At 61.5% G+C, this 16,572-nt stretch carries 17 protein-coding genes and 4 pseudogenes; 10 read left to right on the top strand and 11 right to left on the bottom strand.

All coding sequences use genetic code 11. From position 1 onward, the window contains the following. Positions 1–227 precede the first annotated feature (227 nt). The 3 genes and pseudogenes from ACK9YZ_RS11550 (at position 228) to ACK9YZ_RS11540 (ending at position 1,709) form a co-directional block, all read left to right on the top strand. A complete protein-coding gene (locus tag ACK9YZ_RS11550) occupies positions 228–968 on the top strand; it encodes a phosphatase PAP2 family protein (RefSeq protein WP_416066690.1) in 741 nt (246 codons plus the stop codon). A 110-nt stretch (positions 969–1,078) separates the two neighbouring features. Continuing rightward, a pseudogene (locus ACK9YZ_RS11545) lies at positions 1,079–1,362 on the top strand (type II toxin-antitoxin system RelE/ParE family toxin). Positions 1,363–1,409: 47 nt separating this feature from the next. Beyond that, complete coding sequence (locus tag ACK9YZ_RS11540; RefSeq protein ID WP_216758711.1) at positions 1,410–1,709, top strand: HigA family addiction module antitoxin; 300 nt, start codon at positions 1,410–1,412, stop codon at positions 1,707–1,709. 237 nt (positions 1,710–1,946) lie between these two features. Here ACK9YZ_RS11540 and ACK9YZ_RS11535 read toward each other — a convergent pair whose 3' ends face one another. The 4 genes and pseudogenes from ACK9YZ_RS11535 to ACK9YZ_RS11520 all read right to left on the bottom strand — a co-directional run bounded on the left by ACK9YZ_RS11535 (position 1,947) and on the right by ACK9YZ_RS11520 (position 3,855). After that, positions 1,947–2,072, bottom strand: coding sequence for a hypothetical protein (locus tag ACK9YZ_RS11535; protein WP_416066689.1), 126 nt, complete (start codon positions 2,070–2,072; stop codon positions 1,947–1,949). A 184-nt stretch (positions 2,073–2,256) separates the two neighbouring features. Beyond that, a pseudogene (locus ACK9YZ_RS11530) lies at positions 2,257–2,720 on the bottom strand (LysR family transcriptional regulator); the annotation flags it as partial. Between the two features lie 46 nt (positions 2,721–2,766). Continuing rightward, the gene (locus ACK9YZ_RS11525; RefSeq protein ID WP_416066688.1) at positions 2,767–3,558 is read right to left on the bottom strand and encodes a potassium channel family protein; all 792 of its coding nucleotides are present in this window, start codon (positions 3,556–3,558) and stop codon (positions 2,767–2,769) included. A gap of 81 nt (positions 3,559–3,639) precedes the next feature. After that, positions 3,640–3,855, bottom strand: a complete 216-nt coding sequence (locus tag ACK9YZ_RS11520) for a hypothetical protein (RefSeq protein ID WP_416066687.1) — start codon at positions 3,853–3,855, stop codon at positions 3,640–3,642. Between the two features lie 317 nt (positions 3,856–4,172). Between ACK9YZ_RS11520 and ACK9YZ_RS11515 the strand changes: the two genes are divergently transcribed. Beyond that, entirely contained in the window at positions 4,173–5,063 is an 891-nt protein-coding gene (locus ACK9YZ_RS11515; protein ID WP_416066728.1) for a hypothetical protein, read from the top strand. A 33-nt stretch (positions 5,064–5,096) separates the two neighbouring features. Here ACK9YZ_RS11515 and ACK9YZ_RS11510 read toward each other — a convergent pair whose 3' ends face one another. The 3 genes from ACK9YZ_RS11510 to ACK9YZ_RS11500 form a co-directional block, all read right to left on the bottom strand. Then, a complete protein-coding gene (locus ACK9YZ_RS11510; protein WP_416066686.1) occupies positions 5,097–6,443 on the bottom strand; it encodes a carbohydrate porin in 1,347 nt (448 codons plus the stop codon). 178 nt (positions 6,444–6,621) lie between these two features. After that, positions 6,622–7,014: a hypothetical protein gene (locus ACK9YZ_RS11505; RefSeq protein ID WP_216758707.1), complete on the bottom strand. Its 393-nt coding sequence runs from the start codon at positions 7,012–7,014 to the stop codon at positions 6,622–6,624. A 285-nt stretch (positions 7,015–7,299) separates the two neighbouring features. Further along, positions 7,300–8,277: a nucleoside recognition domain-containing protein gene (locus ACK9YZ_RS11500; RefSeq protein WP_416066685.1), complete on the bottom strand. Its 978-nt coding sequence runs from the start codon at positions 8,275–8,277 to the stop codon at positions 7,300–7,302. Between the two features lie 119 nt (positions 8,278–8,396). Here ACK9YZ_RS11500 and ACK9YZ_RS11495 point away from each other — a divergent pair, with 119 nt between their 5' ends. Both ACK9YZ_RS11495 and ACK9YZ_RS11490 read left to right on the top strand, forming a co-directional pair. Beyond that, positions 8,397–8,849 carry an Lrp/AsnC family transcriptional regulator gene (locus ACK9YZ_RS11495; protein WP_183806270.1) on the top strand — a complete coding sequence of 151 codons (453 nt, stop codon included), beginning with the start codon at positions 8,397–8,399 and terminating at the stop codon, positions 8,847–8,849. Positions 8,850–9,047: 198 nt separating this feature from the next. Continuing rightward, a complete protein-coding gene (locus ACK9YZ_RS11490) occupies positions 9,048–9,758 on the top strand; it encodes a phosphatase PAP2 family protein (RefSeq protein ID WP_416066684.1) in 711 nt (236 codons plus the stop codon). Positions 9,759–9,864: 106 nt separating this feature from the next. On the opposite strand, the gene ACK9YZ_RS11485 is transcribed toward ACK9YZ_RS11490, so the two are convergent. Beyond that, positions 9,865–11,214, bottom strand: coding sequence for a chloride channel protein (locus tag ACK9YZ_RS11485; protein ID WP_416066683.1), 1,350 nt, complete (start codon positions 11,212–11,214; stop codon positions 9,865–9,867). 204 nt (positions 11,215–11,418) lie between these two features. Here ACK9YZ_RS11485 and ACK9YZ_RS11480 point away from each other — a divergent pair, with 204 nt between their 5' ends. The 3 genes and pseudogenes from ACK9YZ_RS11480 to ACK9YZ_RS11470 all read left to right on the top strand — a co-directional run. Further along, positions 11,419–12,060 carry an IMP cyclohydrolase gene (locus ACK9YZ_RS11480; protein WP_216758703.1) on the top strand — a complete coding sequence of 214 codons (642 nt, stop codon included), beginning with the start codon at positions 11,419–11,421 and terminating at the stop codon, positions 12,058–12,060. A 119-nt stretch (positions 12,061–12,179) separates the two neighbouring features. Further along, positions 12,180–12,302: pseudogene (locus ACK9YZ_RS11475) on the top strand (GIY-YIG nuclease family protein); the annotation flags it as partial. 307 nt (positions 12,303–12,609) lie between these two features. Next, a pseudogene (locus tag ACK9YZ_RS11470) lies at positions 12,610–12,795 on the top strand (arylsulfatase); the annotation flags it as partial. Between the two features lie 120 nt (positions 12,796–12,915). Here ACK9YZ_RS11470 and ACK9YZ_RS11465 read toward each other — a convergent pair. Together ACK9YZ_RS11465 and ACK9YZ_RS11460 are read right to left on the bottom strand one after the other, a co-directional pair. Continuing rightward, on the bottom strand, positions 12,916–14,289 hold the full coding sequence (locus ACK9YZ_RS11465; RefSeq protein WP_416066682.1) for an ATP-binding protein: 1,374 nt from the start codon (positions 14,287–14,289) through the stop codon (positions 12,916–12,918). A gap of 99 nt (positions 14,290–14,388) precedes the next feature. Next, the gene (locus tag ACK9YZ_RS11460; RefSeq protein ID WP_416066681.1) at positions 14,389–15,066 is read right to left on the bottom strand and encodes a winged helix-turn-helix domain-containing protein; all 678 of its coding nucleotides are present in this window, start codon (positions 15,064–15,066) and stop codon (positions 14,389–14,391) included. A gap of 187 nt (positions 15,067–15,253) precedes the next feature. Between ACK9YZ_RS11460 and ACK9YZ_RS11455 the strand changes: the two genes are divergently transcribed. After that, positions 15,254–15,964 (top strand): LssY C-terminal domain-containing protein, encoded by a 711-nt coding sequence (locus ACK9YZ_RS11455; RefSeq protein WP_416066680.1) that lies wholly within the window; start codon positions 15,254–15,256, stop codon positions 15,962–15,964. An 8-nt stretch (positions 15,965–15,972) separates the two neighbouring features. Here the strand turns inward: ACK9YZ_RS11455 and ACK9YZ_RS11450 are convergent, their stop codons facing one another. Next, positions 15,973–16,239 (bottom strand): DUF2277 domain-containing protein, encoded by a 267-nt coding sequence (locus ACK9YZ_RS11450; protein ID WP_416066679.1) that lies wholly within the window; start codon positions 16,237–16,239, stop codon positions 15,973–15,975. Between the last annotated feature and the right edge of the window lie 333 nt (positions 16,240–16,572).

The following is a 16,572-nucleotide window of genomic DNA, read 5'->3' as shown; positions in this document are numbered from 1 at the left end:
GCAATTTGCAAGCGCGCTTTTAGCGGCCAGGCAACCCGTTCTCAACAGCGCCTTGATCCCTTCCTCGCCATTTCTTGACAATTCGAAATCAGCTTGCCGCCGATTAGAGCGCCGCGCATCCGCCCGGACGCGCAACGAACGCTCTAACCCTTTGATTTGGTGCATCAGGCTTTCCGAAAATCGATTCCGATTTTCGGGCCGATGCTGCAGCTTTCGGAGATGCCGGCATGCGAAAATTCGTGTTCGATTCTTGGAATTCTGCCGCCAGCGGCGTGGGCTTGCCGGCAACGCCATCCGAGGCTGACCGGGCGCTCGCCGCGATCGGCACGTCGATCGTCTGGGTCAGTTTCGTCTTCGTCGTCTTTCCCAATCTCGATCTCATCGTCTCGCGCTGGTTTGCGAGCGGACAGACCTTCATTCTGGCCGACGATCCATTCCTGCTGGCGGTGAGGGATATCGGCCGCCTCGCACAACCCTGGCTTATCGGATCGATGATCGTGCTGATCGCGCTGCAGAGGCTCCTGCCGGGACGAATGCGGTTCTGCCCGCCCGAGAAGCCGCTGTTCGTGCTCCTGAGCTTTGTCGCAGGCCCGCTCTTCACGGTCCAGACGCTCAAGGTTCTCATCGGGCGAGTACGGCCCCGCGAGCTTGCCGAGTTCGGTGGAACCATGGATTTTACGCCGGTGTGGCAGTTTTCCGCTGCGTGCAGCCGCAACTGCTCATTCCCGTCCGGCGAGGCTTCAGCCGCGGCGGCGTCACTGTCGCTGCTGGTTCTGGTGCCCGCCAGGCTCAGGTGGGCGGCCGCGATACTGCTGTTGCCCTGCCTCTTGTTCGTGGCGTTCAATCGCGTGATTTTCGGCGCTCATTTCCTTTCGGACGTCGTGCTTGGATGGCTGCTGACGATGTTCGCCATGGCCTGGGTCTGGCGCTGGATGGATGTGTATACGGAAGAAAAGCTTTGGCGGTGAGGCGGGGAATGGTTGGAGGCGCGAAGCCGTTCTTTGTATCGTGTTGTGATACATTGCGTTTGACGCTGGCTCGTATCGCGCTATGATACAAGTGCGTTCAGGAGATGGCCGTGATCCGATCGTTCAAGACTGCGATGACGGAAACGGTCGCGACCACGCAGAAGCCGCCTAAAGGTTTGCGGCCGATCTCATGCGTGTGGCGCAGAGAAAGTTGGCAATGCTGAATGCCGCATCCATGCTGGACGATCTTCGGTCACCTCTCGGCAACCGGCTGGAAGCGCTGAAAGGCAATCGGCAAGGCCAGCATTCGATCAGAATCAATGACCAATGGCGCATCTGTTTCGTTTGGACCGAAGCCGGCGCCGAGGATGTTGAAATCGTTGACTACCATTGAGGGCTTGATGTCGCTACGCCTTTTTTGCCAGGAGGCAATGTAAGAAAATGCTGAAAATTCTTACGCCCGTTCACCCCGGCGAGATCCTTCGGGAGGAATATCTGAAACCTCTCGCCCTGAGCGCCGGTGCGCTGGCGCGAAAGCTGAATGTTCCACGCACCAGGATCGAGCGGCTTGCCTCCGAACAGACTCCGGTGACAACGGATACGGCTCTCAGGCTCGCCAAATACTTTCGCACGACGCCGGATTTCTGGCTGAACCTGCAGTCCAGCTACGATCTCGGCGTTGAAGCGCCTGCCCTGCAGGAAGAGCTCGACGCCATCGAGGAAATCGGCCACGCGGCTTGAGGCGGGCTGGTGGCCCTCTGTCATTCCGATAGGGGCCAAACCTTCGTTCCGAAAGCTCTGCTCTAGAGACGTGCGATCGCGTCCAGCCGGTTCATTACAGCGCCGCGCGTCTTTTAAGACGCGCAATGGACGCTGTAACACTTATGCAGTAGCTCGGTAAGATTCCAGCGGCAAAGGGATTCCAACGAGACCGCCTTGATAGAAGCTCGCGCTGAGCGAGGGAATAGCCGCGCGGCGCTATTTCGGCTCCGGCTGCTGGATGACCGCTGGTGGTGTTTCACTCTTGCCGCTGCCGCCGCGATCGAACATCTGGACGCCCAATATGCCGACGACCGATGCGATCATTGCTGCCAGGACTATCATCAATAGTCGGATGGGGCGATCCGTTCGTAATATTGTCGGTCGAGTAACAGTCGAGGCGTGAAGTTCGTTCCGCTTTGGGGTGAGGGCGAATAGTGCGCGGCTGGCGAGGGCGTGGCGCACCCCACCGTGCAACTGCCGCAACGGCCGAGGCATGGAGCAGCACCCGCCGCCCTCTGACGCCTTTTCAGGTGCGCTCGCATCTGCCCGCGAAGAGATCCGCATGCGCGGCAAACAGTGCGCTCAGCCTGTCGATGACAGTTCGCACTTCCGGCCGCTGACGCTCATCTTCGTGAACAGTGATCCAGATGTCATAGGTCAGGCTGTCTATCACCGGCCCGGCGCGGACAAGGCCGGGCTCGGCATCGCCCATGAAGCAGGGCAGCAGACCGCGGCCGGCGCCGCCGCGGATGAGATGGAGCAGCATCAGCGGCGTGTTCGTCCAGCTGGTGATCCAGTGGTCCGGCTGCTCAAAGTCCATTTGTCGGCCGGTGTCGTCGCAATTTCCGTTCCGAGCGAAATCCAGTTGTGATTGGCGGGGCTGAAAGTGGCGGCCTGATAGGCTGCGTGAGCGACGGAGACGGAGCGGCGCGTGGCGAAATTGCCGCGCTCCGGCCGGCCGTGCATGATGGCGAGATGCGCCTCGCGGTAGGCACGGCCCAGGACCATCCTCGCTTTTCAGCGTGCCGCGTTCGGCCTACGCGCCTTCGTCGGGAATGTTGAGGACTTCGCCGCAGGCCTTGCAGTGGACGGCATCGGCATCGTGGCGCTGCAGGCCGCAACGGTGGCAGGCAAAGGTCACCTTGTGCGGCCGCACCACCGCCTGCGCCAGGCGCACGAAGAGCGAGATGCCGACGATCATGGTCACTACCGAGGTGAGCTTGCCGAGCGTGCCGGGCAGTGTGATGTCGCCGAAGCCCGTCGTGGTCACGGTCGCGACAGTAAAATAGAGCGCGTCCACGAAACCTTCGCCGCCCGGCTGGTTGTAGAAGAAGGAGGTGTAGACGAAGCCCGTCACGAGGAAGAGGAAGACCAGGAAATTGATCACCGCGCGCACAACATCGATCGCGTAGCCGCAGCCCATCCGGTGCAGCGCCGCCTTCAGCAGCGGGCTTCGTCCGATCGCCCAGAGTCGCATGACGCGCAGGAAGGCGAAGTTGAAGAGCGCATTAGGAAAGAGCAGCGTTGCCAGCACGATGAAATCGATCCAGGTCATCGGCCGCAGGATCCAGCTGCGCAGCGAGGGTGCCGCGATGGCGCGCGCCGCGGTCTCGGCGGCGATCCAGACGGCGATGACGTAGTCGATGACGAGATAGGTGGGGGCGGCGCGGAAATAGGGGCCGAGCACGAAGAAGGCGAGGATGGCGATGTCGACGACGGTAAAGACGAATTGCAGGAGCATGGCCTTACGGCCTTCGCCCCGCTCGATGCGTCGCAGTCCCGCGCGCAGGCTCTTGTGATGCGTGTCGTCGTCGAAGAGATGATCCATGCAGGCGAGATAGCTCGCTTGCCGCAGGTATCAACGGCGGTTAATCCAAGGAGGAATCCTCAGCCGCTCGCAGCCCATGGCTTACTGCTTGCCGCGGGCCTTTGTTCTGACCCTGCGCAGCTCTTCCTTGTCGATGAAGTGATCGGTCGCGCCGGGCTCCTTGTCCGGATGGGAGATTTCCAGATCCAGCTCGTTGGGCAGGTCGAGTGCCTGCTTGGTGTTCATGATACCAAGCGGCACGCGGCCGCCCTCGGTCTTTGCGGCGACTTCGACGAGCGGTTTTGTCTTGTGGGCCATCAGGCGCTCCTTTTCTCCAAAAACGCAACGCGGGGCGGACTCGCCTGTTCCATCGAGGGGTAGATTCGAGGGCTTGTCTCCAGCGCCACATCCGCCTCAGGAACAAACAGCATCCGCCGGCGTTCGGTCCTCGCGAACACATTCAATTCACGGAGGATTTTCAAATGGGTCGCGGTATTCTTCTCTGGCTTCTGGGTATCCCGCTGCCGATCGTCATCCTGCTCGTTCTCTTCATGCGATAGGAGGCTGCCATGTCTCTTGCTGAAGACAGAACCGTTATCGGAGGCTCCGGCCTCGAAAGCGGGCGGACCGGCGTGATGCCGGTCGAATCATCGAAATCGGCCATGGCCTGGGGGCCGATCATCGGCGGCGCCGTGGCGGCGACGGGCATCACGCTCATCCTGCTGCTGCTCGGCTCCGGCGTCGGTCTGACGATGGTCTCCCCCTGGTCGGGCGAAAGCAGCTCGGCCACAACCGTCGGCGTCACCGCTGCGATCTGGCTGGTCGTCGTGCAATGGCTGTCCTCGGCCTTCGGCGGCTATCTGACCGGACGGCTGCGTACCAAGTGGGCGGCCATCCATACCAACGAGGTGTTCTTCCGCGATACGGCGCACGGGTTCCTCAGCTGGGCGCTCGCGACCGTCTTCGTCGCCGGCTTCCTGGCCTCGTCGCTGACCTCGCTTGCAGGCGCTGGGGCAAGTGCTGCCGGTCAGGCCGCAATGGCTGCCGGTGTCGCCGGAGGGGCCGCCGCCTCCGCTTCGGACACGGATTCGACGGGGCCTGGCCTATCCACCGCCTATTTCACCGATGCGCTGCTGCGGCCGCAGAATATTGCCGACCGCGCCAACGAGGACAATGGCGCGGCTGCTGCCGAGATCTCCCGCATCCTCTTGCAGGGGGCCGTCAACGGCTCGGTGCCGGATGGCGACAAGACCTATATTGCCGGCATCGTCTCGGCCCGCACCGGGCTTTCCGAAGCCGATGCCCGCGCCCGGGTCGATACCGTGCTGAAGCAGATCGAAGACGCCAAGGTCGCAGCGCAGGCTGCGGCCGACGAGGCCCGCAAGGCTGCGGCGACCTCGGCCTTGATCGGCTCGCTGTCGCTGCTGGTCGGCGCCTTCATCGCCGCTGCGGCTGCCGCGTTCGGCGGGCATCAGCGGGATGAGGAAGAGGATCTGGTGGCGACGAGCCGCGGGCCGCTGGTGTAAAGGGAGAGCGGCGCCTGAAAGGGCGCCGCCCTCTCAAAAGGTTGTAACGGCCCGGAACCCGAAGATCGCCGCATTCTCGATCCGCGAGCCGGGCTTGTCGGGATCGGCTGCATTGCCGCCCGGTCGGATGACATATTGAAAGAAGGGCTGGGCCGACAGCCATGGCGTGACGGCAGCCTGATAGGTGGCTTCGATCACCGCCTCGGAACTCGGAACCGGCTGCGACGTCCCGGAGAAGGCATTCTCGGCCTTTGCCAGATCCGACATGCCCGAACTCATGCTGGCATAGGCAAAGCTGACGCCGGCGGTGTCATCGTCGCGGCCAGGCAGAAGCCCCTTATAGGCAAGGCCCATGTCGAAATACCAGTTCATACTGTTGCGGTCCTGCTGCGGCGCGACCGCAACGCGGAAGAATCCATTCAGGCCGTTATCCGTGCTGCCGGGCTCCTGCCACAGCGTCTGATCGACAACGGCATAGACCGCAAAATTGCCCGAGAGCCGGCGCGGGCTGCCGCTCGACAGGGGATCGGCGAGCGAAACGCCGTTCGATGCGGTGGACAGGCTGTCGAACCCTTCGGAATTGTACCAGGCGCCGATCTTGTAGGTGCCCGGCAAGCCCCAATCGCCCTTTCCGGGCGTATAGGCATAGGCCGCCTCGGCAATCGCAAACACGCCATCTCCAACCGGGAACCCCAGTCCATTGGCATTGCCGTCCGGGTCCGATCCGGTCGGGCTGCCATTGAAGACGGCGGCCTGCAGCGTCCAGGCATCGTCAGGCTTGACGATGATCTGGGCGCCCGGAACGGCGAAGGGATAGGCCGGTCCGCCGCCTGGAAGATCCGCGGCAAAAATGCCGGGCCATCCGAATGTCGAGTTGACGAAAAGGCTGGCCGTGCTGCTGATCGCGAAATTCTGGTCCGCCAGAATTTGCCCGAGCTTCACCGTTACCTTATCGTTCATGAGGCTCTGCGAGAGATAGAATTCGCCCAGTCTGAAGCCGGGATCGGCCTCGACAGAGGTTGCGGTCAGAAGATTGCCGACATCCTTGCCCGACAGGCCCTGACCCTGGATCGCATAGCCGGAGATATGAATGCTGCCGCCGGTCCAGCCTGCCAACCGGCCCATGTCGAAATCGCCCTGCAACTGGAAAAGACCGTCATAGGCCGTTCCCCTTTTCACACCGCCCGATACATTGCCGAGCACGTCGCTGGTCTGCGATATCGTGATGGTGACGCCCTGATCCCGCAGCCAATTGCGATAGCCGTGCCAATCGCCGGTCAGTGTCGTATCGGCATAGGATGGCGGGGCCATATCGTCGGCCCGTGCGCCCGCGCCGTAAGCAAGAATCGCAAATGCAAGGGCGGCGGGTACCTTTTTCATTCTCTTCCCTTTTCCGCAGGCTCTGATTTGGGAGGATGCAAAGGCGCTCACCTACAGCGCCTTTGGCGCAAACATGAGCTTGCCATCATTGGAACGAATCGCGCAGCAGGGCAAGTTTGTCGGAGGCAGTATAGAAGACTCGACTTGCCCTGTCGCCAGTTCGATACGCGTTATGCCGTCACGGCCTGGCAAGATGCCAAACGCCTTCGGCCCCGTCGCCGTGGATATCGCCACGATTGGAATCGAAGTGATAGGTGTAGAGCGGCGAGCCTTTGTAGGCCCACTGGGTTACCCCGGTCGGCCGCGTGACAATGCTCCAGGGACCGGAGGCCTTGGCGCCGGCCGGCGCTTCGAAGGGGGGCCAGGCGAGGGCGCAGAGCAGTGTGCATTCGGACTTGCCGGGCTGGTCCTTGTCGAAGGTGTAAAGCGATCGGCCGCTATCGTCCGCCAACAGCTTGTGTTGTCCGCTTGTCACGACCGTGGCAGGCGACATGGGTTTTGCCTCTGCAACCGATAGGGAGATCAGGGCGAGGCCGAACGAGATCACGAGGCTTTTCGTCATTCCAGACATTTTTGGTCCTTTCTGCCGCTGCTCCGTGCCTGAACAGGAGAGGCTCCCGTGGCGACAGGCGGCGACTGTTCTTCAGCCGCATCAGGATCACCGGGTTATGCGGGATTTGTAACTATACGAAGGTCGAGAAAACAGTAGATGAAGAGGTGAGTACAAAGTTCGGTGAGCCCGATGTGATCGTGTCTAGAGCAATTCCAGCAAAAGTGTGCAGCGGTTTTGCGTCCGGAATTGCGTAAAAACAAGCAGATAGAGCACCTTCGTGATTCGAAGAAAAACGAAAGTGCTCTATCGGCGCGCGGCCTCCATGGTTCCCATCCGGAACATTTGCGCAAAGAACGCCTTGTCGGGCAAGCGGCGAAGCAGGGCCGCAATGACGGCGCATGCCGCGACCGCGAAGACGAGCCGGCCGGTCAGGACGCCGTGCAGATTGGCGCCGAGCGACATCACCACGATCGTATCCTCGATCACGCTGTGCGCGAAGCCCATGAACACGCAGGACAGAAAGATCTGGCGCGGCGCCACCGAGCCCGATTGCGCCTCGCGGATCAGCAGGCCGGCGCCGTAGGAAATGCCCAGAAACAGGCCGATCGCCGTCAGATGTCCGGCCTCGCCGCGGATGCCGGCAAGACGCAGCACAGGCGAAAGAGCCTTCATCATCCATTCCATGAGCCCGGTCACCTTGAGGATTTCAAGGCCCCAGGACAGGACAAGAAGGATGACGAGCATCCAGACCATGGTCTCGGCAAGGCCCCAGGCGTAATCGCCCCAGTCGGGCGTCGCGCTCATCGGCAGCCAGACAGGATCGACCGGATAGGACAGCCAGCCCGTCGCCGAGAGAACATGGTGCAGCATGAAGGCATAGAGCAGGCCGCCCACGATGCGCAGCACCGACGTCGCGATCATGCCGGGACCGGCCTTCTGGATGATCTTCTGCTCGATCGGCAGACCGTGCGCAAACAGAATGAGGGCCGAGAAAACCGTGACGTCGGCGACGCTGAGCGAGGAAACGGGAACCAGGGTGAAGACGAGAGGAATGGCGCCCCAGATCCCGACCAGCATGCCCGTCAGCCAGGCCAGTCCCAGTTCTGGGGGAAGGCCGATCAGGTTCATCACAGGTGCAAAGGCGGGTGCAACCGCCTTCACCGCTCCCATCCGCGACAGAAGCTCCGTCAGGATGGCGATCGGAACGGTGATGCGGACAAGCACCCAGTAGATGCCCAGCGTCTGGCTGGTGTTGCGCCGGATGAACGACAGGAACGACATGTGAGACTCCTTTTGCGATGTCTCCATCTGCTAAACCCGTTCGCTTCGAATTTTCGGTCAAAGATTGCAGCGTCTTGCAATTTTATTGCAAAGGCGTGTCTGGCGGATAAGCTGCGGGAATGGACCGTATCGACCGAAAACTTCTGAACCTGATGCAGCGCGACGCATCGCGCACGAATATCGAGATGGCCGACGAGGTGGGGCTGGCGCCCTCCAGCTGTCTGCGCCGCGTGCAGCGGCTGCGCAAATCTGGAGTCATCGACCGCATCGTCGCCATCCTCAATCCGGCAAAAGCCGGACGTGGAATCAAGGCGCTGGTGACCGTGGAACTGAAGCTGCACGGCGAGGCGCATATGCGCCGCTTTCTGGACATCGCCATCGCCGAGGAGGCCGTGTCGCAGGCCTATTCCGTCACGGGTGCAACCGATGTCGTCCTGATGCTGCGCCTGCGCGATATGGAGGAGTTCGATAGCCTGTGCGAACGCCTTTTCCGCGACGAAAACAACGTTGCCCGCTATTTCACCATGATCGTTATCCGGACGGCGAAAGAGGAGACTGCCATCAGGCTTTGATCGGTTCGCCGGCGGCGGGGTGGCTCCGAAAGTGAAGGTGCTGCATGACGCTGGGAACCCTGCCCAAACGCGACCGGGGTCGAGCCACGGGTCTCGACACGTCCTTCGGACCCCCTTGCAAAATCAAACCACTGAACACAGTTGATGAGTTCCTGCGCCGGGGCTTTCCTGGTGCGTGATATCTCGGATGGGAGAAGAATGCAGCAGCGTATCAAGACCTGGCTGAACCAATATGAGCCGATGACGCTCATCACCTTCGCCTGCCTTGCCGGCGGCCTTTTCCTGCTGCAGCAGCTGACGAGCGAGGTGCTGGAGGGCGAGACGCAGGGCTTCGACCAGACGATCCTGCTCTGGCTGCGCCAGCCCGGCGATCTCGGCCAGCCGATCGGCCCGTCATGGCTTGTCCACGCGATGGGCGACATTACCAGCCTCGGCGGCGTCACCGTGCTGGCGATCCTGACGCTGCTGGCCACCGTCTATCTGCTGCTCGACCGCAGGACCACAATCGCCGTTTTCCTGTTCCTATCGGTTCTCAGCGGCTGGCTGGCGAGCACGGGGCTGAAGATCATCGTCGCCCGCGCCAGGCCGGACGTGGTGCCGCATCTCGTCGACGTCAACGATTTCAGCTTTCCGAGCGGCCATGCAATGGTCTCGGCCGTCACCTATCTCACGCTCGGTGCGCTTCTGGCGCGCACGCAGGGCTTCCGTGCGACGCGCATCTTCGTCATGGGGGCTGGCATCTTCCTTGCCGTCATCATCGGCCTCAGCCGCATCTATCTCGGCGTCCATTATCCGACCGATGTGCTCGCCGGCTGGGTCGCCGGCGCGCTCTGGGCGCTGTTGTGCTGGCTGGTCTCGAAGCGGTTCATCGCGCGGACGGCCGATGAGGTGCAGAGCGAGCGGTCGTGACGGCTCTAGGGCAATTCCAGCAAAAGTGTGCAGCGGTTTTGCGTCCGGAATTGCGTAAAAACAAGCAGATAGAGCACTTTCGCGATTCGAAGAAAACGAAAGTGCTCTAGACCGCAGCCTCTTCCCGTTCCATCGCCCGCCGCGCCCTGACGGCGGCGGCGATGAAGACGCGCGAGAGGCCGTGATAGAGCGGCTCGCGCGAAAGGAGGCGGGAGGTGACATAGCCGAGCATGGCGACGGCCATGATCGGGATGACGGCCTGATGGTCGCCGGTCATTTCGAGGATGATGACGAAGGCCGTCATCGGTGCCTGCACGACGCCGGAGAAATAGCCGGTCATGCCGAGGATCGCGGCCAGCGCGATGCTGGTGCCGAGCAGCGAGCCGACCGTGCTGCCGAAGCCGGCGCCGACGGCAAGCGAAGGGGCGAAGATGCCTCCGGGAATGCCTGACAGCATCGACAGGAAACCGGCGATAAGTTTTTCGATGAAGAAGAAGGGCGGCAGCGCATGGCCTTCGACCGCGCCGCGCGCCTGTTCATAACCGGTGCCGAAGGTCGTGCCATCAGAGGCGATGCCGATCACGGCGACTGCAAGTCCGCAAATGCCAGCAAGCATGACCATGCGCGGCAAGGGCTGCGGCTGCGCCCAGCGGCGGATGCGCTGGCCGAAATGCAGGGCAAAGCCGCTGAAGGCAGCACCGAGCGCGCCGCCGCCGATGCCGCAGACGATCACGAGCCCCCAGTCGCTCAGGCCTGCTGGCGAAACGGAAGCTTCGCCGAAATAATTATAGCTGCCGGCAAGACCAAGGGCGGCAAGGCCCGAGAGGATGACGGCGGTCAGCACCAGGCCATTGGCGCGCGATTCATAGGTGCGACTCATTTCCTCGATGGCAAAGACGATGCCGGCAAGCGGCGTGTTGAAGGCAGCCGCAATGCCGGCTGCCGAACCCGCCAGGATCAGGCCGCGCGCCTGCGCCATGCCACCGAAGCGGGCGACCGCCAGCATGATGGACGCGCCGACCTGCACCGTTGGCCCCTCGCGGCCGATCGAAGCGCCGCTGAAGAGCCCGAGAACGGTGAGCGCAATCTTGCCGGCGGCGATCCGCAGCGACAGCAGCCGCGTGCGGTCTTCCTCATGGCGCAGATGCCGGGCGGCGATTGCCTGCGGGATGCCGCTGCCCTGCGAATTGGGAAACAGCCTGGCGGCAAGGAAGGCCGAAAGCATGAAGCCGAGCGGGCTCAGGATCAGCGGCAGCAGGAACGACCATTCGCCCGAGGATGTGAGACTGCCGAAGGCCCTCTGCGCCAGATCGGCGAGCCTTGCAAAACCGACGCTGACAAGCCCGATCGCCAGCGCCCCGCACCAGAATACCAACCGCGGCCGCCAGAGCGAAAAGGATCCCCAGATGACACGGGAACGGCGAAGCAGCCTGGAATTGCGATAGGGAAGGGGCATGGCGGACTCTGTATGACGCGGTTTGGGGCCGCCCGGTATAACCGCAAACGATGCCGCAGATCATCTGTTGATTCAGGAAATATGCTCAATCCGGTAGCAACTGCCACCAGTCTGGAAAGGCTGCTTTGCCCCCTGCGGGCATTGAGATCACGGCCTTCGGGCGTACTATGGCTAGCGTTCATATTGGTTCGGAGAATCATCGAAATGTATGTCGGTCGCATTGTTGGGGTAGGTCGGGATCGAAAAGGGGACCTGGTCGCTGCGTATCGGGTTTCGAGCAGATCGTTTCCCAACAGAAATGCGGAAAAGCTCGGCGATACCATACGGATTGTCGCACAGGCCGGAAGTGAAGATGCAACATCTGAGAGTCCTTACATCGCCTACGAATGCCTCATTTGGAATTCTCGTTTTGCCGTTGTAGGGAACGGCACCCACACACGCCCGATTTACGAGCGTTTAAAGGCAGGCAACACCCCACGAGATGCGATCGTGAGCGTTCTCGTCGGTCTGGACCGCGAGTTCGATCAGCACGATACGCCTCGAATTTGTGGTCTGGTAGACTTGGAGGAAAACAGGCTTTGGCTTGGCAGTGTAACCGCCGACAGCTTATCGGTCATGCCGGTCGAAGTTCAGCCCGGCCAGCTCGCGTATATTGCGACCTATGAGTTTCCTCTTCCTCGGGCTGATCAAATCGATCAGTTTTTCGATGCTGGTGATGCAAATGCGGTCTGCCGCCATATTACCCATTTATCGGTCTTCTCTGAGTTCGAGAAACCCGTATGTGCTGCTTCCTGGATCGGGTCAGCATCGGGACAAGCGGCTGCAACGTTCAACTGTCTCAGTTGATCGCACGTAGCGGATCACCGCAAAGGGCTGAAAGCGGTCCTCGGTGGCAATTGCTACCCAGTACCGGAAATATGTCGGATGGGGCGCCACCTCTGGGCAAGCGCAATGGATGCCAATCCGTGACGGCGGCGATCACGCGCGAGTAGACGATCAAGAAATGGCCGCGACAGTCGAAGCTCAATCTCATCGAAGAGAACAATTCGGAATGGGAGGATATCTTCTGGCATCTGATGGGGTTGTGAGGTTGTCGGGAGGATAGGAGGCTTCCGCGGCGTGGACGCGCGGCTGCTGGATTCCTGTGATGATCCCCGGAACAAGCCCGAGCACAAGTGAGGGAGGGTAGGGCAGTGCCCGCCTCCCTCTCCATCAGCGCTCCAGGCATTGCCTGGAGGGGAATTTCCCGCGTCTTTTCATTCCTTATCCCCGATGTTGGGCCATTATGTCTGCGGTCGGGCGGGAAAGCTGATGATCATTCCGAGGCCGGGGTCCCTATCACATCGGAGTGTATCGACGAGGGCCTTCAATCTGGCGGCGAAGGCGAAGATGTGCGGTGGAGGCTACATGAACGACTTCTTTGCCCGCGAATTCTGGCGCTTCGTGAGTGTTCAGCAGGAAGTCGCCAAACTCGCGCTCACGGCGGTCGACTATCCGCCAATGCAGGATCCGGCCTCCTTCAACCTGGATGCCGTGAAGAGGCAGATAGACGCGGCGATCAGGAACAAGCCAGGCAACTGATCGAGAATGGGTCAAGACAACGGGTGGCCCGGAGGGGCTGCCCGTCTGTTGTTTGGGAGTTTGCAATCGGCGGGCAACCTCCAGCGTCTTTTCATTGCTTATCCTTAGTGCTGGGCCTCCTTATGCCTGCGGTTGGGCAGGAAAGCTGATGATGATGCCGAGGCCGGGATGCCGGTCCTTGAGCGTGATCGCAGCGCCGTGCAGATCGGAGATCGCCTTGACGAGGCTTAAGCCCAGGCCGCTGCCCGGTGTCGTGCGGCTCTTGTCGAGGCGGTAGAGGCGGCGGAAGACCAGGTCGCGCTCTTCCTCGGGAATGCCGGGGCCGTCATCGGCAACGGTGGCGGAAAAGCTGCCGGCGACGGCCTCAAGCCCGAGCATGATCGATGTCTTCGGCGGGCAATGGGTGATGGCATTTTCCACGAGATTGACGAAGAGCTGGGTCAGGAGTTCGCGGTCGCCATTGACCATGCAGGGGAAGGCGGGCCGTGTGGCGAAGGCGAGCGACTGGCCATTGTCCTCGGCGACGCTGCCGTAGATTTCCGCAACCGAACTCATGATGTCCCCGAGGTCGACCGGCCGGAACCGCGCCTTCCGGGCGCCGGCTTCGATCTGCGAGATGCGCAGTAGCGCCTCGAAGGTGGCATTGATGCGGTCGCTCTCCGCGCGGGCATCGAGCAGGAAGGACTGGACGTCCACGCCGCGCCCGCTCTGCTGCATTGCCTGCTCGATGGTCATGCGCAGCCGGTTGAGCGGCGTCTTCAGGTCGTGGGCGATATCGGCGCTCACCTGCCGCATGCCTTCGACGAGGGCGGACAGCCGGTCCAGCGCCTCGTTCATCTGGGCTGCGACGACATCGATATCGTCGCCATTGCCTTCGAGCGGAATCCGCCGGGTCAGATTGCCGGCCGAAACGTCGCTCATCGCGCGCTCGATGCCGTCGAGCCGCCGTTGGGCGCGGGCGGCGAAAAAGGCGCCGCCGCCGCAGGCGAGGATGACGATGACGCCGGAGGCCCAGACGAAGCTCATAAAGGCGACATGTTCCAGATCGTCGGTGTCGGAATAGCTCTCGCCGACGATCAGCCGGTTGCCGCTGACCGTGCCCGCCTGGATGCGGATGCGATCATTGCCTTTCAGGCCGATATCGCCGGCGTGAATGGTCGAGAGGCCGTCCTTTGCTGTAAACAGCGAAACATTGCCGGCAAGCCGCTCGCCCTTTGCGTCGACCAGCAGGAAGATGCTGTCGTCGGGGCTGTTGAGGCGGGCATAGGTTGCCACTCCGGCAACGAAGTCTTCCGCGTCCTCGGAGGAATAGGTGGAGGCGACGACCGCATAGGTATCGCGCACGGAATCGTCGAGCGCTTCCGCCAGGTCGCGTTTCAGCAGCTGATAGGTGATGATATCAGCCACCAGAAAGGCGAGGATGAAGAGCAGCCCGAAAGCGAGCGCCAGCCGGAAGGGCGTGCTTCTCCATAGTCTCCATTTTTTCTTCAGCATCGGATTATCCGAAAACCGCTATACACTTTTCGGTCCGATGGCTTTTGCTTGAAGCATCGGATTATCCAAAAACCGCTTCGCACTTTTTGGTCCGATGCTTTAGCACGGCGCATGCAGGCTATATCCTGTATTGCGCACGGTATGGAGAAGCGGCACGTCGAAGGGCCGGTCGATCTTGGCGCGCAGGCGGCTGATATGGGTTTCGACGACGCTGGTCTTTGGGTCGAAATGGAAATCCCAGACGCGTTCGAGCAGCATGGTGCGCGTCAGCACGCGGCCCTCGTCGCGCATCAGCACTTCGAGCAGGGTGAATTCGCGCGGCTGCAGCTCGATCGCCTGGCCCTGGCGCGTCACCTGCCGACGCACCAGATCGAGTTCGAGATCCGCAACGCGCAGCACCGTCTTCTGGTCCTGCACGGGCGGGCGGCGGGCGAGTGCATGGACGCGGGCGAGCAGTTCGGAAAAGGCGAAGGGTTTGGTGAGATAGTCGTCGCCGCCGGCCTCCAGCCCCTCGACGCGGTCGTCGACGCCGCTGACGGAGGTCAGGAAGATCGCCGGCGTGCCGATCCCTGCCGCGCGCACCGCCTTGATCAGCGACAAGCCGTCGAGGCCCGGCAGCATTCGGTCGACGACGAGCACATCATATTGTTCGTGGCTCGCCTGGAACAGCGCATCGCGCCCGTCCTCGACGATATCGCAGACATGGCCTGCCTCGCTCATGCCCTGGGCGACGTAATCGGCCGTCTTTTTATCGTCCTCGACGACGAGAATGCGCATGACCGGTCCAACTCCTCATCTCTGGAGCATTCCCGCTTTTCCTCGGAGCCCGGAAAAGTCACGTCGCACAATTGGCGCGGAATTGTGTCCGCCACTTTGGAGTTCTTACGAAGCCGACTGCAAATTATGGATGTCGCCGCCGCATGTTCGGCGTATGATCCTGCCTGGCAATCTGGGGGGATTTCCAATGCTTCATCGCACGAAGATCCGCGCGGCGACGAGAATAGTGGCCGTTCTGCTGTTCATCTATTTGCTGCTTGCCTATTTCGTCATTCCCGAGATCTGGATTTTTCACGATGCCGACCGCGTTGCCAAAGTCGGCAACATGGTCACGACGACAGAGCAGGGGATTCCCGGCGACCCGATCAATGTCGGTCTTGTCGGTTCGAAGGAGGAGGTCATCCGGGCGTTTGCGGCTGCCGGGTGGGATGCTGCCGATAAGATCACCCTGCGCACATCGATCGATATCGGACTGAGCGTGGTGCTCGATCGGCCCGATCTCGATGCGCCGGTCAGCCCGCTGCTGTTCGAGGGCAGAAAACAGGATCTGGCTTTCGAAAAGCCCGTGGGCAGAAGTGCCGACGAACGCAACCATGTCCGCTTCTGGCTGACCGGACAAACCGACCCGAATGACCGCCCGCACTGGCTGGGCTCGGCAAGCTTCGATCGAGGCGTCGGCTTCAGCCACGATACCGGTCAGATCACGCATCATATCGGCCCTGATGTCGACGCGGAGCGAAACCTCGTCATCAGCGATCTTCTCAAGGCCGGACAGCTTCTGTCGAGCTATGAGATCGATGGCATCGGAGCGACCAAGGACGGTCGCAACGGGGGCGGCGATCCCTATTTCACCGACGGGAAGGCGCTCGTCGGCGTGCTTCGAAACCGGCAGCCGTAGGGCGTTTCCTATGCGAAGCGGGCCGCCGTTCGTGCCCGCGCCTTGGCAGCGACTTCCTCGCGGTCGCGAGGTGGTTGAGAGGTCTCCAGCGAATTGAGCAATTCACGGGCGCATCTCGCGATCGACGAGACGGCGCTCTCGAAGGCGGCCTCATTGCGTTTCGACGGCCTGGTTGTTCCGCTCAGCTTGCGCACGAATTGAAGCGCCGCATCATGGATTTCCTCGTCCGTCGCCGGCGGATCGAAATTGAACAGGGGTTTTATATTTCGGCACATGCGCTGCTTTCCTTCATCGTCTCTCCGCCATGAAAATTAGTCGCGAGAGTGCCAATTGCAAAGGACTGCAAATCCACAAGAGCAGCTTTGCGCCGATGTGCCGTCTCGCTCGCAACGCTTCCAGCCTTGGCATGTGCTCCATAATCGCAGATATTTCCTGGCATCCAATGGGAGAGACGCGGTTGCTGGATTCCTGTGACATCCCTCGCGCCGGCACGAGGAGGGAATGAGGAGAGGAGGGGGCGTCTGTGCCACAGGAGCTTTGTGCGGCAGGACAGGTCTTGGTGGGAGCCACAGGGCAGACTCCCATGATGCCTGGAGTGTGATGGACAG

The sequence above is a fragment of the Rhizobium sp. ZK1 genome, assembly GCF_047782645.1.
Lineage (GTDB): Bacteria > Pseudomonadota > Alphaproteobacteria > Rhizobiales > Rhizobiaceae > Rhizobium.
Note: the sequence above shows the minus strand (reverse complement) of the source record. Positions and strands in the feature narration are given on the sequence as shown.